Here is a 15,228-nt window from a genome sequence, read left to right as displayed (position 1 = left end):
ATCCATGGTCCTTTCCGACAGAATCAGATATTCTATGAAATTGCTCCTGCCCCTTGTTCTACTCTCGACTCTTGCTTCCTGCACAGCCACGAAGAATCTGGTGAACGATCCGCGTCCCTCTTCTGTGCTGCCCTGCCGTGATGCACGTTATGTGAACCGGGGCCTTGGCTACGTCGGACAGGGAGTGGGTCAGGCTGAAACCAGCACGATGGACATCGTCGATGACGGCAGCAATTTCGTTGGCAAGGTGAGCGATCGCCAGGCCAGAGACTACACCAACATCGGCATGGATGCGGCATACCGCACGGACGATGTGGCTTTCCGCGAAACCAACCGCTATGCAGACTACGGCATGGACACTGTGGATGACGGAGCCAACTTTGGTGCCCGCGCGATCCGCCGCTGGCCCGGAGTGGTCACCGGAGTCATGCAGCGTGGCATGATTTCCACCAAGAAAGTCTATCAGAGTGCCATGTACTCCTACGGTGAAACCGTCAGCCGTGGTCTTTTCGGTGCTGTGGACATCATCACCCCACCGGAGCCAAAGCCCTACATGGTGGGCAGCCTGAATGATTTGAGCCCCGGTTATGCTCTTCCAGGATCCAGCTGGCATTGCCGCCTGCCTCAGCTCCCAGTGGAGCCCGAGCAGGAGCAGACTGCAGGCAAGAACCCCAAGAATCCGGTCACGGCTTCCAAGTAAAAGCACTGATTTCCCTGCGGGAGCGACTGCGAAGTCGCTCCCGTTTTTTTTTTAACCCCATGCCGTTGAAGACTTTGTTTTTTGACGCAGCCGGCACACTGATCCGGCCTGCGGAGCCCGTGGGACAAACGTACGCGCAGCATGCACGGAAGCATGGGCTGATGGCGGAAGAGGGGGCCATCATGCAGGCCTTTCGCGCGGTTTGGAAGGAGACTGCGCCGCCGCTGCACCCAGAGGGGCTGCCGCCGGAGGATGATGACCGCTGCTGGTGGCGCACGCTGGTGGGGAATGTGTTTGGCCGTGTGCTGGGCAAGCCGCCGGGGGAGGATGTGCTGGACAGGCTTTTTGACGAGCTTTACCGGCACTATGCCCAGCCTGAAGCCTGGAGTGTGTTTGATGATGCGGTTCCCGCCCTGGAAAAGCTCGCGCAAGACCACCGCATGCTGGTGCTGTCGAATTTCGACCGCCGGCTGCGCAACATCCTGGCAGGGCATGACCTGCAGCGCTTTTTTGGACAGATCATCATCTCAAGCGAGGTCGGGGCAGCCAAGCCGCATGCGCGTATGTTCCAGGCTGCGCTGACCGCCGCTGGCTGCCTGCCCCATGAAGCGTTGCACATCGGGGATGACGTCCAATGTGATTTAGGAGGGGCGCAAAGCTGCGAAATCCGGGCATATCATGTGAAACGGCCTGAGATGGGGCTCGACGGGCTGGTGCAAAAAGTCCGCTCCGGGGCATATTCAGGCTTGCGCTAAGCCCACATATGAATACATACCGGCCCCCGATTTGGGAATGCGCAGGTAGCTCAGCGGTAGAGCAGTTGGCTTTTAACCAATTGGTCGAGGGTTCGATCCCCTCCCTGCGCACCACTTCAACAAGAAGTGGTTATTACAGCTCCCAGGTAAATGGGGCTCGCTGGGAAACACAATGGAAGCCGGTGAGGCAGGGCACAGCCACCGTTTCTGCAAATGCGATTTATGGACACTTGTGGACATGCTGGCTGAGATGCAGTCGATGGATTTGCGCATCGTGAGAACTCCAGAGCCGAAGAGCCAAGCGAAGTGAAACGGCCCGGGAACACGGGAGCATTTCATTGAGTCCTTCCCATGGATTTCACGGCGGACGACCTTACTGCGTAAGCAGGCGAACGATGGAGGTGGAGGGGGGGGCGTACGCCTCGGCTTTTTTAATCATTTGAAGGGCGGCTTATTTCAGTAATAATCTTTCCCATATTACCTTATTGGCAGTTCATAAATTCACTGCTAAGTCGGCTGCTGGCCACGCATGAGCATTTCCGCATCGCAGCCTGCTTCCCATGATGTTTTTCTACCTACGGTGTGGAGCATGGTTCGACTCGCCGTGTTGCCGAACTTTAGGAACTCATGACAGCCAGCGCCTGATTTTGTTCCACCCAATTGCATCCGCCCGTCACCCATTGCGAAGCAGTTCCATGCAACCCTCAAATCTTCATCCCATGAGCCCCCGTTCCTCCCAAAGTCCCACCGTCAGAGTGTGTCCTGCTGTCCATTCTCTGGCTCTCGTCATTCATGCCATGATTCTGCTTGGTTCCGCCGCCATGGCAGCAACACCAGACATCGTAGGCACCTGGCGGAAATCCGACCGGTCAATTGTCGAATTCAAACCTGACGGCAGCGTCATGACAGGCACGGCTCCCGTCGGCAGGTGGGAGCGCCTGCGCGATTCCCCCAAATACGTGCTGCGTTTCAATGGTGCCAGCACCCGGGAGTTCTACTACGTGACAACGGGACGGCACAAGCGCCAGCTGACGCTTGAGCTGCCAAGCATAGGAACACGCACCAACCTGGACCGGGTGGACAACGGCCCCACCATCAATCCAGATGCTCCAGATGAAAGGGAGGCCATGGAGTTGGAGTACACCGAAGCCTTGGCTTCGATTGCACGGACCAGCGAAGCCCTCGGCAGGGCACAGGCGGAGGCCGCTGAAGCTTGGCAAAAACATTATTACGCCCGATCCATTGGCAGGATCAGTGGGTGGATCCCCATCGCACAACGGAAAGAAGCCGAAGCCAAAGGGTTGGAGAGCAGTCTCCACCAACAGCGCGAAAGCCTCAAAAAAATGGCGGTAAATCTGGGCAAACCCATCCCGCCGGAGGCATCCGCAAGCAACTCTCCAGCGCCAGCCGGCCAGTTTCAACCTGGCCAGCCAACTCAGGGGCGCATGCCCGTGCCTTCGAATCAGCGTCGGCCGGGCCAGCCGTCACAGAACCAGATGCCATACAATGTGATACCGCCTCAGCCTGGCCAGCCACAAATCCCGATGGTTCCAGTGGTGCGTCCTCCATTCATTACGAATTAGATTGGGAAAGTTCGTTTTCTCCGATGCCGGACAAAACCTTTCCTCCCTCTCATCTGGAGATTTCCCTGCTGGCCGCCGCCGAGACCGTAGGGCATTACTACCTTGAGCGGCCGGGGGTAGCAAGGGAGCGGGGTACCGTGGGCGGCAGGTGAGTCTGGGAAAGCGCCCGGCTACCATTTGAGATCTAGTGGCTGACTGTCGGCCATGTCCAGTGAGGAAAAGTTCTGCACGAATGGTTCGAAGTTTTCAGAGCATTTGATTCCGCCCCATGAACCCACATGACTGACGAAGACTTTTCTGCCTAAGCCGCCGATCCTTTGTCTGGCAACAATGTCAGCGACGCCATACAGAGCCAGCTCTGACTGGCGCTGCAAACAAGAATGATGACCGGTGAAACTTGAGGAGGTGCGATGCCGTTTACGGCTGCTCATGAAAAACGCTTTTGCTGCTGCCCACGTTTTACTGTTTGCCTCTGCTGCTTGGGCAGGTGACTGGAACCAGTGGCGTGGGCCGGATCGCAATGGGGTTTCACAGGACACGAGTCCGATTGCGGATGCTTTTCCAACTGAAGGGCTGAAAAAAGTCTGGGAGAGCGAGTTCATCCCCAGCAACGAGTATGGAGGCCATGGCAGCCCGGTGGTGAGCGGGGAGAAGGTGTTCATCAGTGTGGTGTGGCATGAGCGAGTGCCCTCTGAAACGCGTGAGATCGACACCGAGGTGATGCAGTCGCTGAACTACCGCGGCACTTCGCCCGAACTGGAAAAGAAGCTGGAGGAGGCGCGCCTCAACCTGCCCAAGCTGCGCGGGGAGAAATTTGATGAATGGGTGAACCAGTGGCGCAAGGACAACCTGAGCGAGAAGGAGGAGATCAACATTGGCTCCTGGGTGGCAAGCCGCTTCAAAGCGGGTAAAAACGCGATTGCCCTGGAGTGGCTGGGCAAGATGAACAGCCGCCAGGGCAAGCCGTTTGCCAGTGCGGCGGCGTTTGGCAAGTGGCTGGATGACGAGGGCTTTCCGGCGGACGTGAAGGAGAAAATGATCGCCCTGGTGCCGAACACCGTGAAGGTGGCGCAGGATGTGATCCTCTGCTTGGATCTCGCGACCGGGAAGCAGGTCTGGAAATACGCCCAGCCGGGGAAGCCGAGCGGACGCCAGTCCTCCAGCACGTGTGCGGTGGTGGATGGCAAGGTGTATGCCGCATGCAGCTCTGAGCTGCTCTGTGTGAATGAGGCTGATGGCAGGCTGGCATGGTCGGCTCCGCTGTCTGTGAAGGGGCCGGCCGCGTCGCCACTGGTGATGGGAGACCGTGTGTACATGGCCGCCGGTGGGACCTGCGCCTTTTCGAAAGCGGATGGCAAGCTGCTGTGGGAGCAGAAGGAGGCCAAAGGTTTGATCGCGAGTCCCACGTGGTGGGCACCGACGAGCGGTACACCTGTGCTGGTGATCAATGGCAACAATGCGCTCTATGGTCTTGACCCCGAGACTGGTGGCGTGAAATGGAAGGCGGAAGGCGGCAGCCAGAGCACGCCGGTGGCGAGCGGCGACTGGCTGGTGCTCTACAGCGGCACGGAGGGAGTGGGGCTGCGCGCCTACAAAATGCAGCCGGACGGCACGCCAAAAACTGCATGGTCCCATTTCTGGGTGACGCGCCGCTATACTGGCAGCCCGATCATTTACGAGGGCAGCGTGTACCACTGCTGTGGTGAGAAGCATCAGTGCATCGACCTCGAAACCGGAGCGGTGAAGTGGGTGGCAAACGAGATCAACAGCACCATTACCTCTCCGCTGCTGGCTGACGGCAAGCTGCTGGTCTATGAAAACAACGGCACCCATGTGCGGATGGTGAAGGCCACCAACACCGCCTACGAGCAGCTGGGCCGTGCCAAAACAGACGCCTTGGGCTGCTCCTCGCCTGCCATCGCCAACGGCAGGCTGATCGTGAGGCAGAAGGACAAACTCGTGTGCTTTGACCTGAGGCCGGTGAAATAAGCGGGCCGGGGCCTGAGCGGCCAATTTTAAAGCGGTGCGGGCGATGTGCCTTTGGGGCTGAAGATGATGATGTAGTTGTCCGGATAGACGTCGAAGCCGTACTCCAGACCCGCCTCAATGATCAGCAGCTTGAGGGCACGGAAGGTTTCGAACGAATCTGGATAGACGCTGAGACTGACGTAGCCCCCCCAGTGCTTGTAGCTGGCGAGGAGCTTGCGCACCGTCGCTGTGTCTGACACGGGAATGCCTTCGGATTTTTTGGGGATGGCTTCGAATTCCTCGTCTTTTTTTATGATGCGCGTGAGGCCGGGAAATTTCTCTCCCGCCGAATCTATCAGCGGGTACAGAGCGCCGTATTTGAGCAGGATGTTCATGGCCGACTTGGTGATCGCCCGCTCTTTGGGGAAGCGGACATGCTCGGTGTGCTTTTCATCCTCGGCGGCCATCCTGCTGCGGAGGTTCTGCATCTGAGCGGCGAGGTCGCGGGCTTTTTTTTCCGCAGCCTCCTTTCTGGCTTTGGCATCTTGGTGGCGTTCGTCCAGGGACCTGACCTCTGCGCGCAGTTTCGAGAGGTCACCAGCGGGATCTTTGGAGGTGCCTGAGGCGGCCTGCATCTGAGCAGACTTGTCATTGCGCAGCCTGTCCAGAGCGGCCTGGAGTTCGTTGCGCTCCTGCACGAGGGTCTGCAACTTGTCCTTGCCAGAGTCCTTCATTTTCAGGTTGAGCTTCTGGAGGCCTGCGAGTTCGCTTTTCGCAGCTTCGAGCCGTTCGGCCAGGAGCCGGCCCTGGGCTCCTGACATCTCCGCTGGGATGGCTGGGCTGGGTGGATGCTGATGGGTCAGGAGCGCGAGAAGGCAGGAGATGAGAATGATGCTGCCAAACACATTGCACAGAGTGTCGAGAAGCAGGTCGAGGCTTTGGTCCGAATGAGGGCGCAGTTTTCTCATGGGCTGTTACTCCTTGGCTTCAGCGGCCTCCAACTGGATGTTTTCCGGGATGAGATCGTAGCCGATTTCATAGCCCGCCCCACGGACCTTCCGGGTGACGTCCTCAAACTGCAGGGCCCCCGAGGGTTTGAAATAGAGGACGATGTAATGCTGCGCGGGGGCAAAGGCGGCCAAGGCCTGCATCAGGACCGTGAGCGTGTCCGCGTTTTTTGGCTTCGAGCCGTCAAAGAGCTGGATGAGGAAACCCGCCTTGTCGGTGACGACGAGGACAGGCTCTTTGTTGGTGGTGCTCTTCTCCGGAATGAGGCGGAGCACATTATGCCGGTCGTAGCTCTGCTGCAGGCGGCTCTGCATTTTTTTGATTTCGCTCTCCACCGCGGCCAGTTTTGACTCTGCCTCGGCGGCGGCCTTGGTGCTGTCCGGGAGCTGCTTTTTGAGCGAGTCGATGGCGGTCAGCAGCTTTTGCTTTTCGATACGGATCTCTCTTTCCAAGGGGGACTCGCCGGCGTTTTTTTGGGAGGGATCCGGCTGCGAGGATGGAGCGAGCCGCTCGATGGAGCGTTTCAGCTCATCAATCATGCGCATGACAGTTTCCTCCGTTTCGTTGGGGCTGAGCACGACGGCGGCGGCCTGCTGCTTGAGCTTCACGATTTCAGCGAGCGTGCTCTTCAGGGTGACTGAGAGCTCCGCATGGGGGTCTGCATCGCTGCTGACGCCGATGACGGTGTCGAGATTCAGCGCCAGAAAAATGGTGATGATGATGAGAAAGCCGGTGGTGCCCGTGATCACGTCCTGAAACGCGAAGAAACTCACGGCGCTGCCACTGGATTTGCTGAAACGGCCTCTCATACGGATGGGACTCAGGTGGTCTGGAGACGGAGTTTACCGGCGACCTGCCTGCTGCAGACGTCATTGCAGTTGTCCAGGAACTGGGATTCAAGGGACTGCATGAAACTGACGATGAGCTGCAGGATGAAAGCGCAGACCAAGGCGACCAGCGTGGTCTCGAACGCAGTCGCAAGCCCGGTGGTGACTGTTTTCAGGGAGGCGCGGATGGCGACGAGGTCACCGCCTGCCTGCAGGGTGTCGGTGAAGGCACCGATGGCCTGGCTGAGGCCGAGAACGGTGCCGATGAAACCCAGGACGGGAATGCCCCACATGAAACCCTGGATGATGCCGTAGCTGGAGGCGATCTGGGCTTCGTCATTTTCCGCCTGCACCTTGAGGATGGCGGCCACGTCAGCGGTGTGGCCGATGTTGTGGAGGTTGGCGAGCGCGAGGTCGATGCGGTTGAAGAGGACGAAGTTGTGAGGGTTGTCCACGAGCATGCACATGTGGTCGCGGACCTCACGTGCGGTGGCGGAGGTCAGCACAAACCCGGGCTCCTGCGGCATGACGGAGAGGCCAAAGGCCTTCTGCTGGAAGACGAGCTTGCGCCACTTGATGAAGAGCATGGACAGCGCCCAGAAGAAGAGAAGCATGGTGGGGTAGGGGCAGGGGCCGCGCTCAAGAAACATGGCGGCAAACCACTGCGTCTGCGGCCACTTCTGCTGCATCAGGATGATCAGGGTGTAGAAGGCGGCGGTCAGCAGCAGGGCGAGGATCAATGACAGCACATTGCCCGGACTGGTGAAGCGCCCGCCGTGAAAGCCAAGCCTGCGCTCAATGTCCGAGCGCGACCAGTCGAGAGATTTTCGTGGGTCCTGAAAGGGATTGCCGGACGGAATGGCCGTGGAACTTGATGGCGGGACCTGGGGCGTGCTCATGGGGGTGGATTGGGTTGAGGGCTGGTCGCTGAAGTTGATACGGTCATTTGTCCATCGTGAAAGAAATCGGCTTGATGCCGAAATTGCGTTCTTCCTCTATTGAAACAAGCCTGAACCGGACGTCTGACTGGCTTTGCAGCGTGCGGGCGTTTGCCTGAATGGTTGAAATGCCTACGTCCACGGCCTTGCCAAAAGTTTTGTAGGAGGCGTCATACTCCTTAAACTTGTCCTGGTTTGGCAGATAACCCAAATTTTTGACTTCTGTGATCTCATTATCTCCGAGCATGGTGGTCTCCAGACCGACTGGCAGGGCGGCACTGTCCGGTGTCAGGTCGAAAGCGAGGAAGCAGTGCCCGGGGATGATCACGAGATAAGAATTGATCCCGATCTTCTGAAGTACTGAGGCCATGAGTACCGAGCCGTCCACGCAGTTGGCCTGATGGTCGTTGATCGACTGGTCCAAAAAACGGACACTCTGACTGATCACTGTGTCGCCCGGGGTTGTGGCAGCAACATTGCTGTATTTGATCCCGCGGCGCTGCAGTGCGTTCCAAATGGCCCAAACCTGAAGAAAGACCTGTTTGGGATTCTCAGAGAGATAACCGTCGAACTGGTCCACAATGTGGCACTCGAGAGCCTCTTTGAGTATTTCCTGAACCTGCGGGTGGTTCTCATTGACGTAGGCTGCAAACAGGAAAGAGAGGCTGGTCATGTTCTTGCCCGATTTGTCTCTCGTGACGTAGAGCGGGCAGTCATTGATGGATCTCAGCGTGTAGATTTCGGTGGCCTCCGGAAGGGGAGTGCCATCCACGGAGACTGAGAAGATGACATTGATCGGACGCTGCTGGAGGGCTTTTCTCAGAGCTTCGTAGTCCCAGATAACCTTGGGTCTGATCATTGCACGGCCATGCTGGCCCAATGTGGTTACAGTGCCCTGCCATTTGCCTGACTTCATCAGGCCGTCTGATGTGATCTCGACACTGACCTGGGCCCCCTTGTTCAACCCAGAGATTTCTACGCCCAGCCAGCTGTTCTCATCGCCATAGATGGGGATCTCGCTTTTCCGTATTTGTGCGTCATCCTCGGTTTTCTTGTCTTCTGCGGACTGCTCGTCACCGTTCCAGTCCACACCAGCGGTGGACAAGAGTGCGCTTGGGAAAATTTCTTTTCCTGTGAAGGAGAACGGCTTGAACTTCTTTTCTGCGGGCTTTTCCTCGGGCTGGGTTTCGGCGGTGTGCGTGCTGCCCGAGGAACTGCCCGAACGTGTGGGCGCTGTGACTGACATGTAAATGAACACAACGCCCAGCAGCAGGCAGACGGTGGAGGAGAGGATGACGGCGGGCCAAAACCAGACGGGCTTTGGCGCTTTGCCTCCTGTGGCAAAGGCGGGGAGTGTGGGGACGGCCTTGCCCATGGGCGGCGGTGGCGGCACGGCTGAATGCAGCTCCGGCCGGGGCAGCGAATTTGAGCCTGGATGCTCAAAAGCCGGCTGCGGCGGAGCGGACTGTGACACAGGTGTGCGGGCGAGCAGGGGGCGCTGCTGTTCCAGAAAATCCCGGAGCACGAGCCGTCTGCCGTTGACCTGGATCTTGTACAAGGTGTGCAGATCACCTGAGACGAGCCCGGCCTCGATGTCGTCATACGAGAGGCCGGACTTCACGGTACCGCGCCACTCCAGCGAATAAGTTGCTTCGTTCATATCAGGGATGCGTTAGGAAGAGGGATTTGCCAGGAAGCGGTTTGAGATCGAGTCCATGGGCGGAGAGAGCATCTTGGTATTGCTTGAGCAGTGCGCGCCGGTCGGTGGTGACGAAGAACACCGGGCTTAAGGGCATGGAGTCGGGAGCTTGGATGGCTTTGGGGTTGTCTGCCGCGGCTTTGCCGGCGTCAGGATTGGCGACAAGGAGCGGTTTGCTGCCTTCCCGGCCGAGCACCCAAAGCTCGCCTGCGGAGCGTCCCTGAGGGTTGAGGACCAGGGACAGGTCCGTCTCGACGTAGCCAGCGAACTTCAGTCCGGCGGAAGTGGCTGCGCGAAGGTAGTTCCGATGAGCAAGCGCCTCCCGCAGATAGGAGCGCTCCTTCAATGTTTTGAAAAAGGTGGCCAAGGTGGCCTGCCATTTCTCCCGCATGGCAGGAACGAGCCAGTCCTCGCTGCGCAGAGAGGTGGTGCCGAGGATCTGGTGCAGGGAATGAAAATCCTGCTGCAAGGACGGGCAGCAGTGCAAACCCCACGCATGCGGGCGCAGACGCAGCAGGTCTTCAAACTTGAGCATGACGTATGCTTTGGCAATGGGGCTGCCGAGGGTGTCTTGGGCAAGCTTGTCACAGACCTCCAGGAGAGGCTTGAGCACGCGATCCCCTTTTTCATCGCTGATGCGGCCTACGTCCAAAGCGTTCATAAACTCGCTCGTCTGGCTGAGCCGGCTGGTGATCAAGGCGTCTCCCTGGTACTCGCCTGCTTCTCCTGCACGGGTGAAACTTTGCTGCACGAAGAGCACTGCGGTCTGCTCCAGGTCTGGTGCGTAGAATTTGGCGCTCCAACGTTTGGAGCCTCCAATGACAGTCTCCTCGGGCTTTCCCATGGACCACAGTGTGGAGCCCGTTTTTTTGCTGGAGTAATGGGTGACGTTGCTCTCGAAAATGTTGTTTAAATTTTCGTTGTGCAAAAGTGACATGATCACTTTCAACTCGGCTTCGAGCAGTGTGTCCGGCGCCATGTAGGAGCCGGATTTGTCATCGAGGACGGCCTGAAGCACCTCAAGGTCGCCGCCCGTGAAGAGCGCCGCCTGGAAGATCTTTTCTGTCGGCAGAGTGTCCAGCATTTTGAGCGAAGGGGTGGCTTCTGCAAATTTGACGGTCTGCCATTTGGCGACGGCTTTGCGGTAGTCGTCCAGCGAGGCTGCGGCGGCTGTCTCCCTGCGAATGGTGGCAAAGCTGCGAAGGTCTTCCTGGTAGGTGCTGAGCCGTTGGCGCAGAGTGCGAATTCGTGTCTCAAGATCTGCCGGGAAAGCGAGTGCAGGCACCTCGGGTTTGAGGAGGGCTTCGAGTGGCAGCAGCTCCTTGTCGATGGTGGTGCAACTGGCGCTGACACTGGACGCCAGTTTTTCGTGTGAAAGCTCCGCAGAGCCGCGCTTTTCGAGCTTTGCCAGGGTGGCTGAAGAGCTGGTGGTGAGCTTTTTCAGCACGGCTGCAAGGTGAAGATCAACCTTGGTCTTGAGTGCCGCGAAGCGGTTTTTCGGCTCGGTGGCCACGTCTCCTCCGAGTTGTTTGACCAGCGCGTCCGCATCGTTGAGCTGCCTGACGAGCTGGGTGGCGGTCAGTTTGGTCTGTTCCCCTTGGAATGAATTTTCCAGCGCGAGCAGAGCTTCGGCGGCCTGTTTGCCAGTGATGCGGGTTTTGGCGGCCCAAGAGCTGACATCTTCGATTTTGGCCAGCAGGTAGGGCCAGCGGAGCAGGAGCGCTTCTTCAGTGCGGAGTTTTTTGATCAGGTTTTCTGCCGCGCTGTAGTTTTCCCTGGCCTGGTATGAGGCGAGCTCCTGGGTGAGCGACCATGCTTTCCAGGCGTGCAGAGTGACGGCGGAAATGCAGCCCAGAAGGACCAGTGCCGCAGCGGCCAGGGAGATGCTGCCCAGGCGCTTGGTGCGTTGCATTTGCTCCAGCCGGGTCCGCAGCTCCTGGCCTGCTGCGCGCAGGCGCTGCAGGGATTCGGTGGCGACGGGGAGCTGATAGGCTTCCAGCTCCTTCCAGCGCTTGACGAAACTTTCGTCCTTGCCGGCTATCTCCTCAAAAGTGACACCCGAGCCGGTGAGCAGGCGGGTTTCCACATCGTCCACAAAGGCGAGGAAACTTTTGAGCGAGAGGTCAAAGCTGCGCTGCTTTTGATTGGCGGCCTTTTCCTTCTGATGGAAGCCGGTGAGTTCATCCAGGACGGCCTTCTGTGCTGCATCTGAGGGGGAGAGCTGGTGCTCTTTGAACATGGCGTCCAAGACGCCGAGCATCTGCCCCAGCTGGCGCCATTGGCCATCGGCCTTGAGCTTCTGCATGCTGAGCAGCATGTCCGGCACCCGGGTCTCAGCCTGCCTGCGGCGGAGAGACTGGCGGATGTTGTCTCCCTGCTCGAAGACATCGAGACGCTCCAGCTTGGAGGCAGGGGCCACAGCCTTAATGTCTTCGGTGAGCGTGGCGATGCGTTCTTCGTCATCTGTTTTGAGCGCCTCACGCAGCAGGTCGATTTTTTCTTGCAGCGCCTTGTTCTCCAGCCGCTGAAGTTCCTTGCGGGCGTTGTCGTCCTGCGGGTTGAGCTTGAGGATGGTTTTGACGATGCGCAGTGACTTTGAGTCATCGCGTGAGAGCACCGCCGCGCGAAAGTCTTTGTAGAGGGGGTGATTCGCAGAGATGCCGCGGGTGTAGAGGGCCTCCAGCTCCTGAATGATGCGGAGGTCCACGCGTGGCGCCACCTTCAGCCCGTGAGTGTCGCAGTAGATCTGCCAGTTTTTTTCTTCACCGAAGCTCACGGATGCCGCGAGATCGAGCAGAGGAGGGTCTTCTTCCGCCACCTGGAGGGCCTGGTAGTCGCTGCCTTTTTTAAGCATGGCCGAGACGAGGTCCAGACGCCGCTCCACGTCCGAGCAGAGCTGAGCGTAAATGAGGGCTGCCTCCTCCACGGCGGATGGCGGGACCTCCTCTTTGAGGGCGGAGCGTATGGCCTCGATGGCTTGAGAGAGAGATTTCACGGATTTGTAAGCTTCAGTGGAGAAGGGCTGGCTGGCGGGACCACATTCAGACGGCAAAGCTCAATCTGGTTCGGCTGTTCCAGAGCCAGGATGAAATTTCCTGGCAGGAGATCAAAATGCGGGGGGGCGTTCCCTTCGAGGCTTTGCAACTGTGTCTGCAATGCCTGCAGTTGGTTTTCCTTTTCAGCTTTGCTCTTCTCGTAGCGGTCTCTTTTTTCGGTTTTTATTTTCAGAGATTCCTTGCTGCTCTCATTTTCCGCCAAGTATTCAATGTCCTTTGCAATTCCAGCCTCAAGCACTTTGATCTTGTTCTCGATCTCCTTCCTGCTCACCACGGAACCGTTTTGGATTACCGGGGGGATGACTTGGAATGAAGAATCTCCCGTAGATTTCAGAGTGAAAAACTTCTTCTGGTTTGCGGGGCCGTCATGCCTCAGGGCATAGCGCAGTTCCTGCTGCCCCACAAAGTGCAAACGGCTGAGGAAACCTGGGGGGAGTTTTAGCGTTACGGCGGCGGCATTGATGACCGTGCTTTCAATTGCCTGTGTCAGCATGGGACGGGAAGAGGCGCTGCTGATTGGGATCAGTCGCAGATCAAACAGCACTTTTACTCCGTCCTTGCTGCGCGCCACAATCCTGACTCCATCGGGAGACTTGCGAAGTTCTTCAGGGAAGGCGGTCAGCATGCCGTCCTTTGAGAAGGCGATCATCTGAGTCAGTTGCGCAAGCAAGGTTGGGGAGAACTTGAGCTTCTCGCTGTCATCTGAGCTGACGCCCATCCACTTCTTCAATTCACCCTCTTTGGGCTGGGGTTTTCCATCAGGGGGCGGATGTCTTTCCCATGCGGTGCCGACGAACAGTTGCATGTCCGGCGACACTTGAAGTCCGTCGATTTTACCCGCCGGTTCTTCACTGGGCTGCAGCAGATAAAGATAGATGCCGTTTGTGGCAGAGACCGCGTCGGCATCTTCGATCACGATGGCTGGTTCCGGCGCTTTTTGAGCGGGCTTGTCGTCTGTTTTGACCGCCATCCTGGGCGCGTTTTTGCTGGTATGCGGCTGCTTTTTCTCGGCGACCCAGGCGCGCAGCCATTCCGGCAAGGAGGCGTCGGAGGCGGCTGTTTGCGCAGCGGCGTCGGAGCTGGCGACGGGATTCTCCAGTTCACCCCAAAGCTTCAGCCATTGCAGAGCTTCGAGAGCCGAGCTGTTCTGCGGGGCACCGGGAAGCGCAAATACCTTGGCCCAGCTCGGGCGGGAATCATGTGCGGGCTTGGCGCTGCGCAGCGCATCCCTGGCGGCGGTCATCAGTGACTGCAGCACATCCTCGCCAGGCGGGGGGAGGTCTTTAAGGCTGAGGAATGTGGACAGCCGGTTCCATGTGGAGGTGCGTGACTGCTGCCATTTGTGGTAGGCCTCGAGAATGCCCTGCGCCGTGACGGTGGCCTGGCCGGATTGCAAATCTGCCCAGGGGTTGACATGCAATGCAGTCCATTCAGCCAGCCGTTTTTTGAGATCTTCGAGATCATCCTGCGTTTGCGCAGGCAAGGGGAGCTCGGTTGGAGAGCCCGGCTGTTGCAGCGCCTGCTGCATGCCGCGGAAGAAATTTTCGTGGGACTTCAGCAGTGCCTCTCCTTCACCCAGGTCTGTCTGCTCTTCGAGCAGGCGGCGTGTTTCGCTAAGGATGAGCTGGTGATTTTGCCAGGTGCTGTCGATCTTTTGCTCATACTCCGCGCGAGCCTGAACCTTCAGGTTTCTCTGCCGCAGCAATGCGCCCAGAACGACAACGATCATGATGGAGGCAATGATGAGCGAGATGCCGATGAAGCTCCTGTTTGATTTCGCGGCTTTGCGACGTGGCTCCGGCGACCAACTGCCCATGGAGCTGATGGGGGCGGGCGCTGCAGGAGACGAAGGCAACGGCGCAGGGACCGAAGCCACCATGGGGTGAGCGGGTGCAGGCGTTCCGTGATTCACGGTCTCGATGAGAGGCGGCGGCGCCTGTTTTTTCGGCGGCTCTGGCAGCGTGGCGGGAGCGGTGAGATCAAGCACGAGACGGCTGGTGGTCTCCACCTGCGTGCGCATGGGGGAAGCGGATGTGAGCGCCACCCAGCGGAAGTCGGCGACATCGTCATTGGGTTCCAGGCATGTGGTGAAGCGGGTCTGCCAGGCCTGTGATGGCTCCACCAGCAGCGACTCGCGGAACAGCTCCAGAGTATTAATGCCAGGAGGTGTGATGAGATAGCAGCCCTTCAGCGCCTCACGGGACCACAGGATGCCTGCGGATGCGGGATTGCCGGTGACGGAGGCCCATGCATTGGAGGCCGAGGGGGTGAAGGACGCGAGGTTGATTTCTTCAGAGGGATCGAGGTAGCGAGGCCCTTCGCTCCATGAGGAGCGCCATGGCATGGCGAGCAGCACATCCGCCGGTGTCAGTCCTGCGGACGCCAGAGCGCGAATTTCGCGAGGTTCAGCGATGAGATGGTGGGCGATGTGATTGGTGCGGCCGGTGTAGTCCGAGCCGGCGTCCTGCAGGCAGCTGAGCACATGGTAGGTGGAGGAACCCAGAATCAGGATGCGGTGGGTGTGGACGATGCGCCGGGGATCGTGACCCGGAAGCCGTGCAAACTGGCTGAAGCGCTCCACCGAGGCGGCGAGCATGCCGCTGACGGCGCGATGTCTGGCCACGGTGCCGAAGCCTGTACGGCCAGCTTCGAGAAGGCGTGGGGCGCTGGTGTAGATGAGCTGCCAGGCCATGG

General features: G+C 58.7%; 10 protein-coding genes and 1 tRNA gene. 5 read left to right on the top strand and 6 right to left on the bottom strand.

The window, feature by feature from the left end:
• Positions 1-34: 34 nt before the first annotated feature.
• From ACZ5WW_RS07880 to ACZ5WW_RS07860, 5 genes are all read left to right on the top strand, one after another.
• Positions 35-700 carry a hypothetical protein gene (locus tag ACZ5WW_RS07880; protein ID WP_377165446.1) on the top strand — a complete coding sequence of 222 codons (666 nt, stop codon included), beginning with the start codon at positions 35-37 and terminating at the stop codon, positions 698-700.
• A gap of 59 nt (positions 701-759) precedes the next feature.
• Positions 760-1,455: an HAD-IA family hydrolase gene (locus ACZ5WW_RS07875; protein WP_377165448.1), complete on the top strand. Its 696-nt coding sequence runs from the start codon at positions 760-762 to the stop codon at positions 1,453-1,455.
• Positions 1,456-1,494: 39 nt separating this feature from the next.
• Positions 1,495-1,569 (top strand) — tRNA-Lys (locus ACZ5WW_RS07870).
• Positions 1,570-2,015: 446 nt separating this feature from the next.
• Positions 2,016-3,038: a DUF2147 domain-containing protein gene (locus ACZ5WW_RS07865; RefSeq protein ID WP_377165450.1), complete on the top strand. Its 1,023-nt coding sequence runs from the start codon at positions 2,016-2,018 to the stop codon at positions 3,036-3,038.
• Between the two features lie 429 nt (positions 3,039-3,467).
• The gene (locus ACZ5WW_RS07860; RefSeq protein WP_377165452.1) at positions 3,468-5,027 is read left to right on the top strand and encodes a PQQ-binding-like beta-propeller repeat protein; all 1,560 of its coding nucleotides are present in this window, start codon (positions 3,468-3,470) and stop codon (positions 5,025-5,027) included.
• Between the two features lie 26 nt (positions 5,028-5,053).
• On the opposite strand, the gene ACZ5WW_RS07855 is transcribed toward ACZ5WW_RS07860, so the two are convergent.
• Genes ACZ5WW_RS07855 through ACZ5WW_RS07830 form a run of 6 tightly spaced genes read right to left on the bottom strand, consistent with a single transcriptional unit; the run spans position 5,054 to position 15,226 of the window.
• The gene (locus ACZ5WW_RS07855) at positions 5,054-5,974 is read right to left on the bottom strand and encodes a hypothetical protein (RefSeq protein WP_377165454.1); all 921 of its coding nucleotides are present in this window, start codon (positions 5,972-5,974) and stop codon (positions 5,054-5,056) included.
• Positions 5,975-5,980: 6 nt separating this feature from the next.
• Positions 5,981-6,823, bottom strand: a complete 843-nt coding sequence (locus ACZ5WW_RS07850; protein WP_377165456.1) for a hypothetical protein — start codon at positions 6,821-6,823, stop codon at positions 5,981-5,983.
• Positions 6,824-6,834: 11 nt separating this feature from the next.
• The gene (locus ACZ5WW_RS07845; protein ID WP_377165458.1) at positions 6,835-7,740 is read right to left on the bottom strand and encodes a MotA/TolQ/ExbB proton channel family protein; all 906 of its coding nucleotides are present in this window, start codon (positions 7,738-7,740) and stop codon (positions 6,835-6,837) included.
• Between the two features lie 43 nt (positions 7,741-7,783).
• Complete coding sequence (locus ACZ5WW_RS07840) at positions 7,784-9,439, bottom strand: hypothetical protein (protein ID WP_377165460.1); 1,656 nt, start codon at positions 9,437-9,439, stop codon at positions 7,784-7,786.
• Position 9,440: 1 nt separating this feature from the next.
• Positions 9,441-12,473: a hypothetical protein gene (locus ACZ5WW_RS07835; protein ID WP_377165462.1), complete on the bottom strand. Its 3,033-nt coding sequence runs from the start codon at positions 12,471-12,473 to the stop codon at positions 9,441-9,443.
• Complete coding sequence (locus tag ACZ5WW_RS07830) at positions 12,470-15,226, bottom strand: GAP1-N2 domain-containing protein (protein WP_377165464.1); 2,757 nt, start codon at positions 15,224-15,226, stop codon at positions 12,470-12,472. Before ACZ5WW_RS07830 ends, ACZ5WW_RS07835 begins: the two co-directional genes overlap by 4 nt.
• Positions 15,227-15,228: the final 2 nt, after the last annotated feature.

The organism is Prosthecobacter fluviatilis (assembly GCF_055388355.1).
Note: the sequence above shows the minus strand (reverse complement) of the source record. Positions and strands in the feature narration are given on the sequence as shown.

What these genes read in the sequence shown, in the direction of transcription:
- ACZ5WW_RS07880 (WP_377165446.1), top strand. Translation starts at nt 35, where the DNA reads ATGAAATTGCTCCTGCCCCTTGTTCTACTCTCGACTCTTGCTTCCTGC.
- ACZ5WW_RS07875 (WP_377165448.1), top strand. Translation starts at nt 760, where the DNA reads ATGCCGTTGAAGACTTTGTTTTTTGACGCAGCCGGCACACTGATCCGG.
- ACZ5WW_RS07865 (WP_377165450.1), top strand. Translation starts at nt 2,016, where the DNA reads ATGATGTTTTTCTACCTACGGTGTGGAGCATGGTTCGACTCGCCGTGT.
- ACZ5WW_RS07860 (WP_377165452.1), top strand. Translation starts at nt 3,468, where the DNA reads ATGAAAAACGCTTTTGCTGCTGCCCACGTTTTACTGTTTGCCTCTGCT.
- ACZ5WW_RS07855 (WP_377165454.1), bottom strand. Translation starts at nt 5,974, where the DNA reads ATGAGAAAACTGCGCCCTCATTCGGACCAAAGCCTCGACCTGCTTCTC.
- ACZ5WW_RS07850 (WP_377165456.1), bottom strand. Translation starts at nt 6,823, where the DNA reads ATGAGAGGCCGTTTCAGCAAATCCAGTGGCAGCGCCGTGAGTTTCTTC.
- ACZ5WW_RS07845 (WP_377165458.1), bottom strand. Translation starts at nt 7,740, where the DNA reads ATGAGCACGCCCCAGGTCCCGCCATCAAGTTCCACGGCCATTCCGTCC.
- ACZ5WW_RS07840 (WP_377165460.1), bottom strand. Translation starts at nt 9,439, where the DNA reads ATGAACGAAGCAACTTATTCGCTGGAGTGGCGCGGTACCGTGAAGTCC.
- ACZ5WW_RS07830 (WP_377165464.1), bottom strand. Translation starts at nt 15,226, where the DNA reads ATGGCCTGGCAGCTCATCTACACCAGCGCCCCACGCCTTCTCGAAGCT.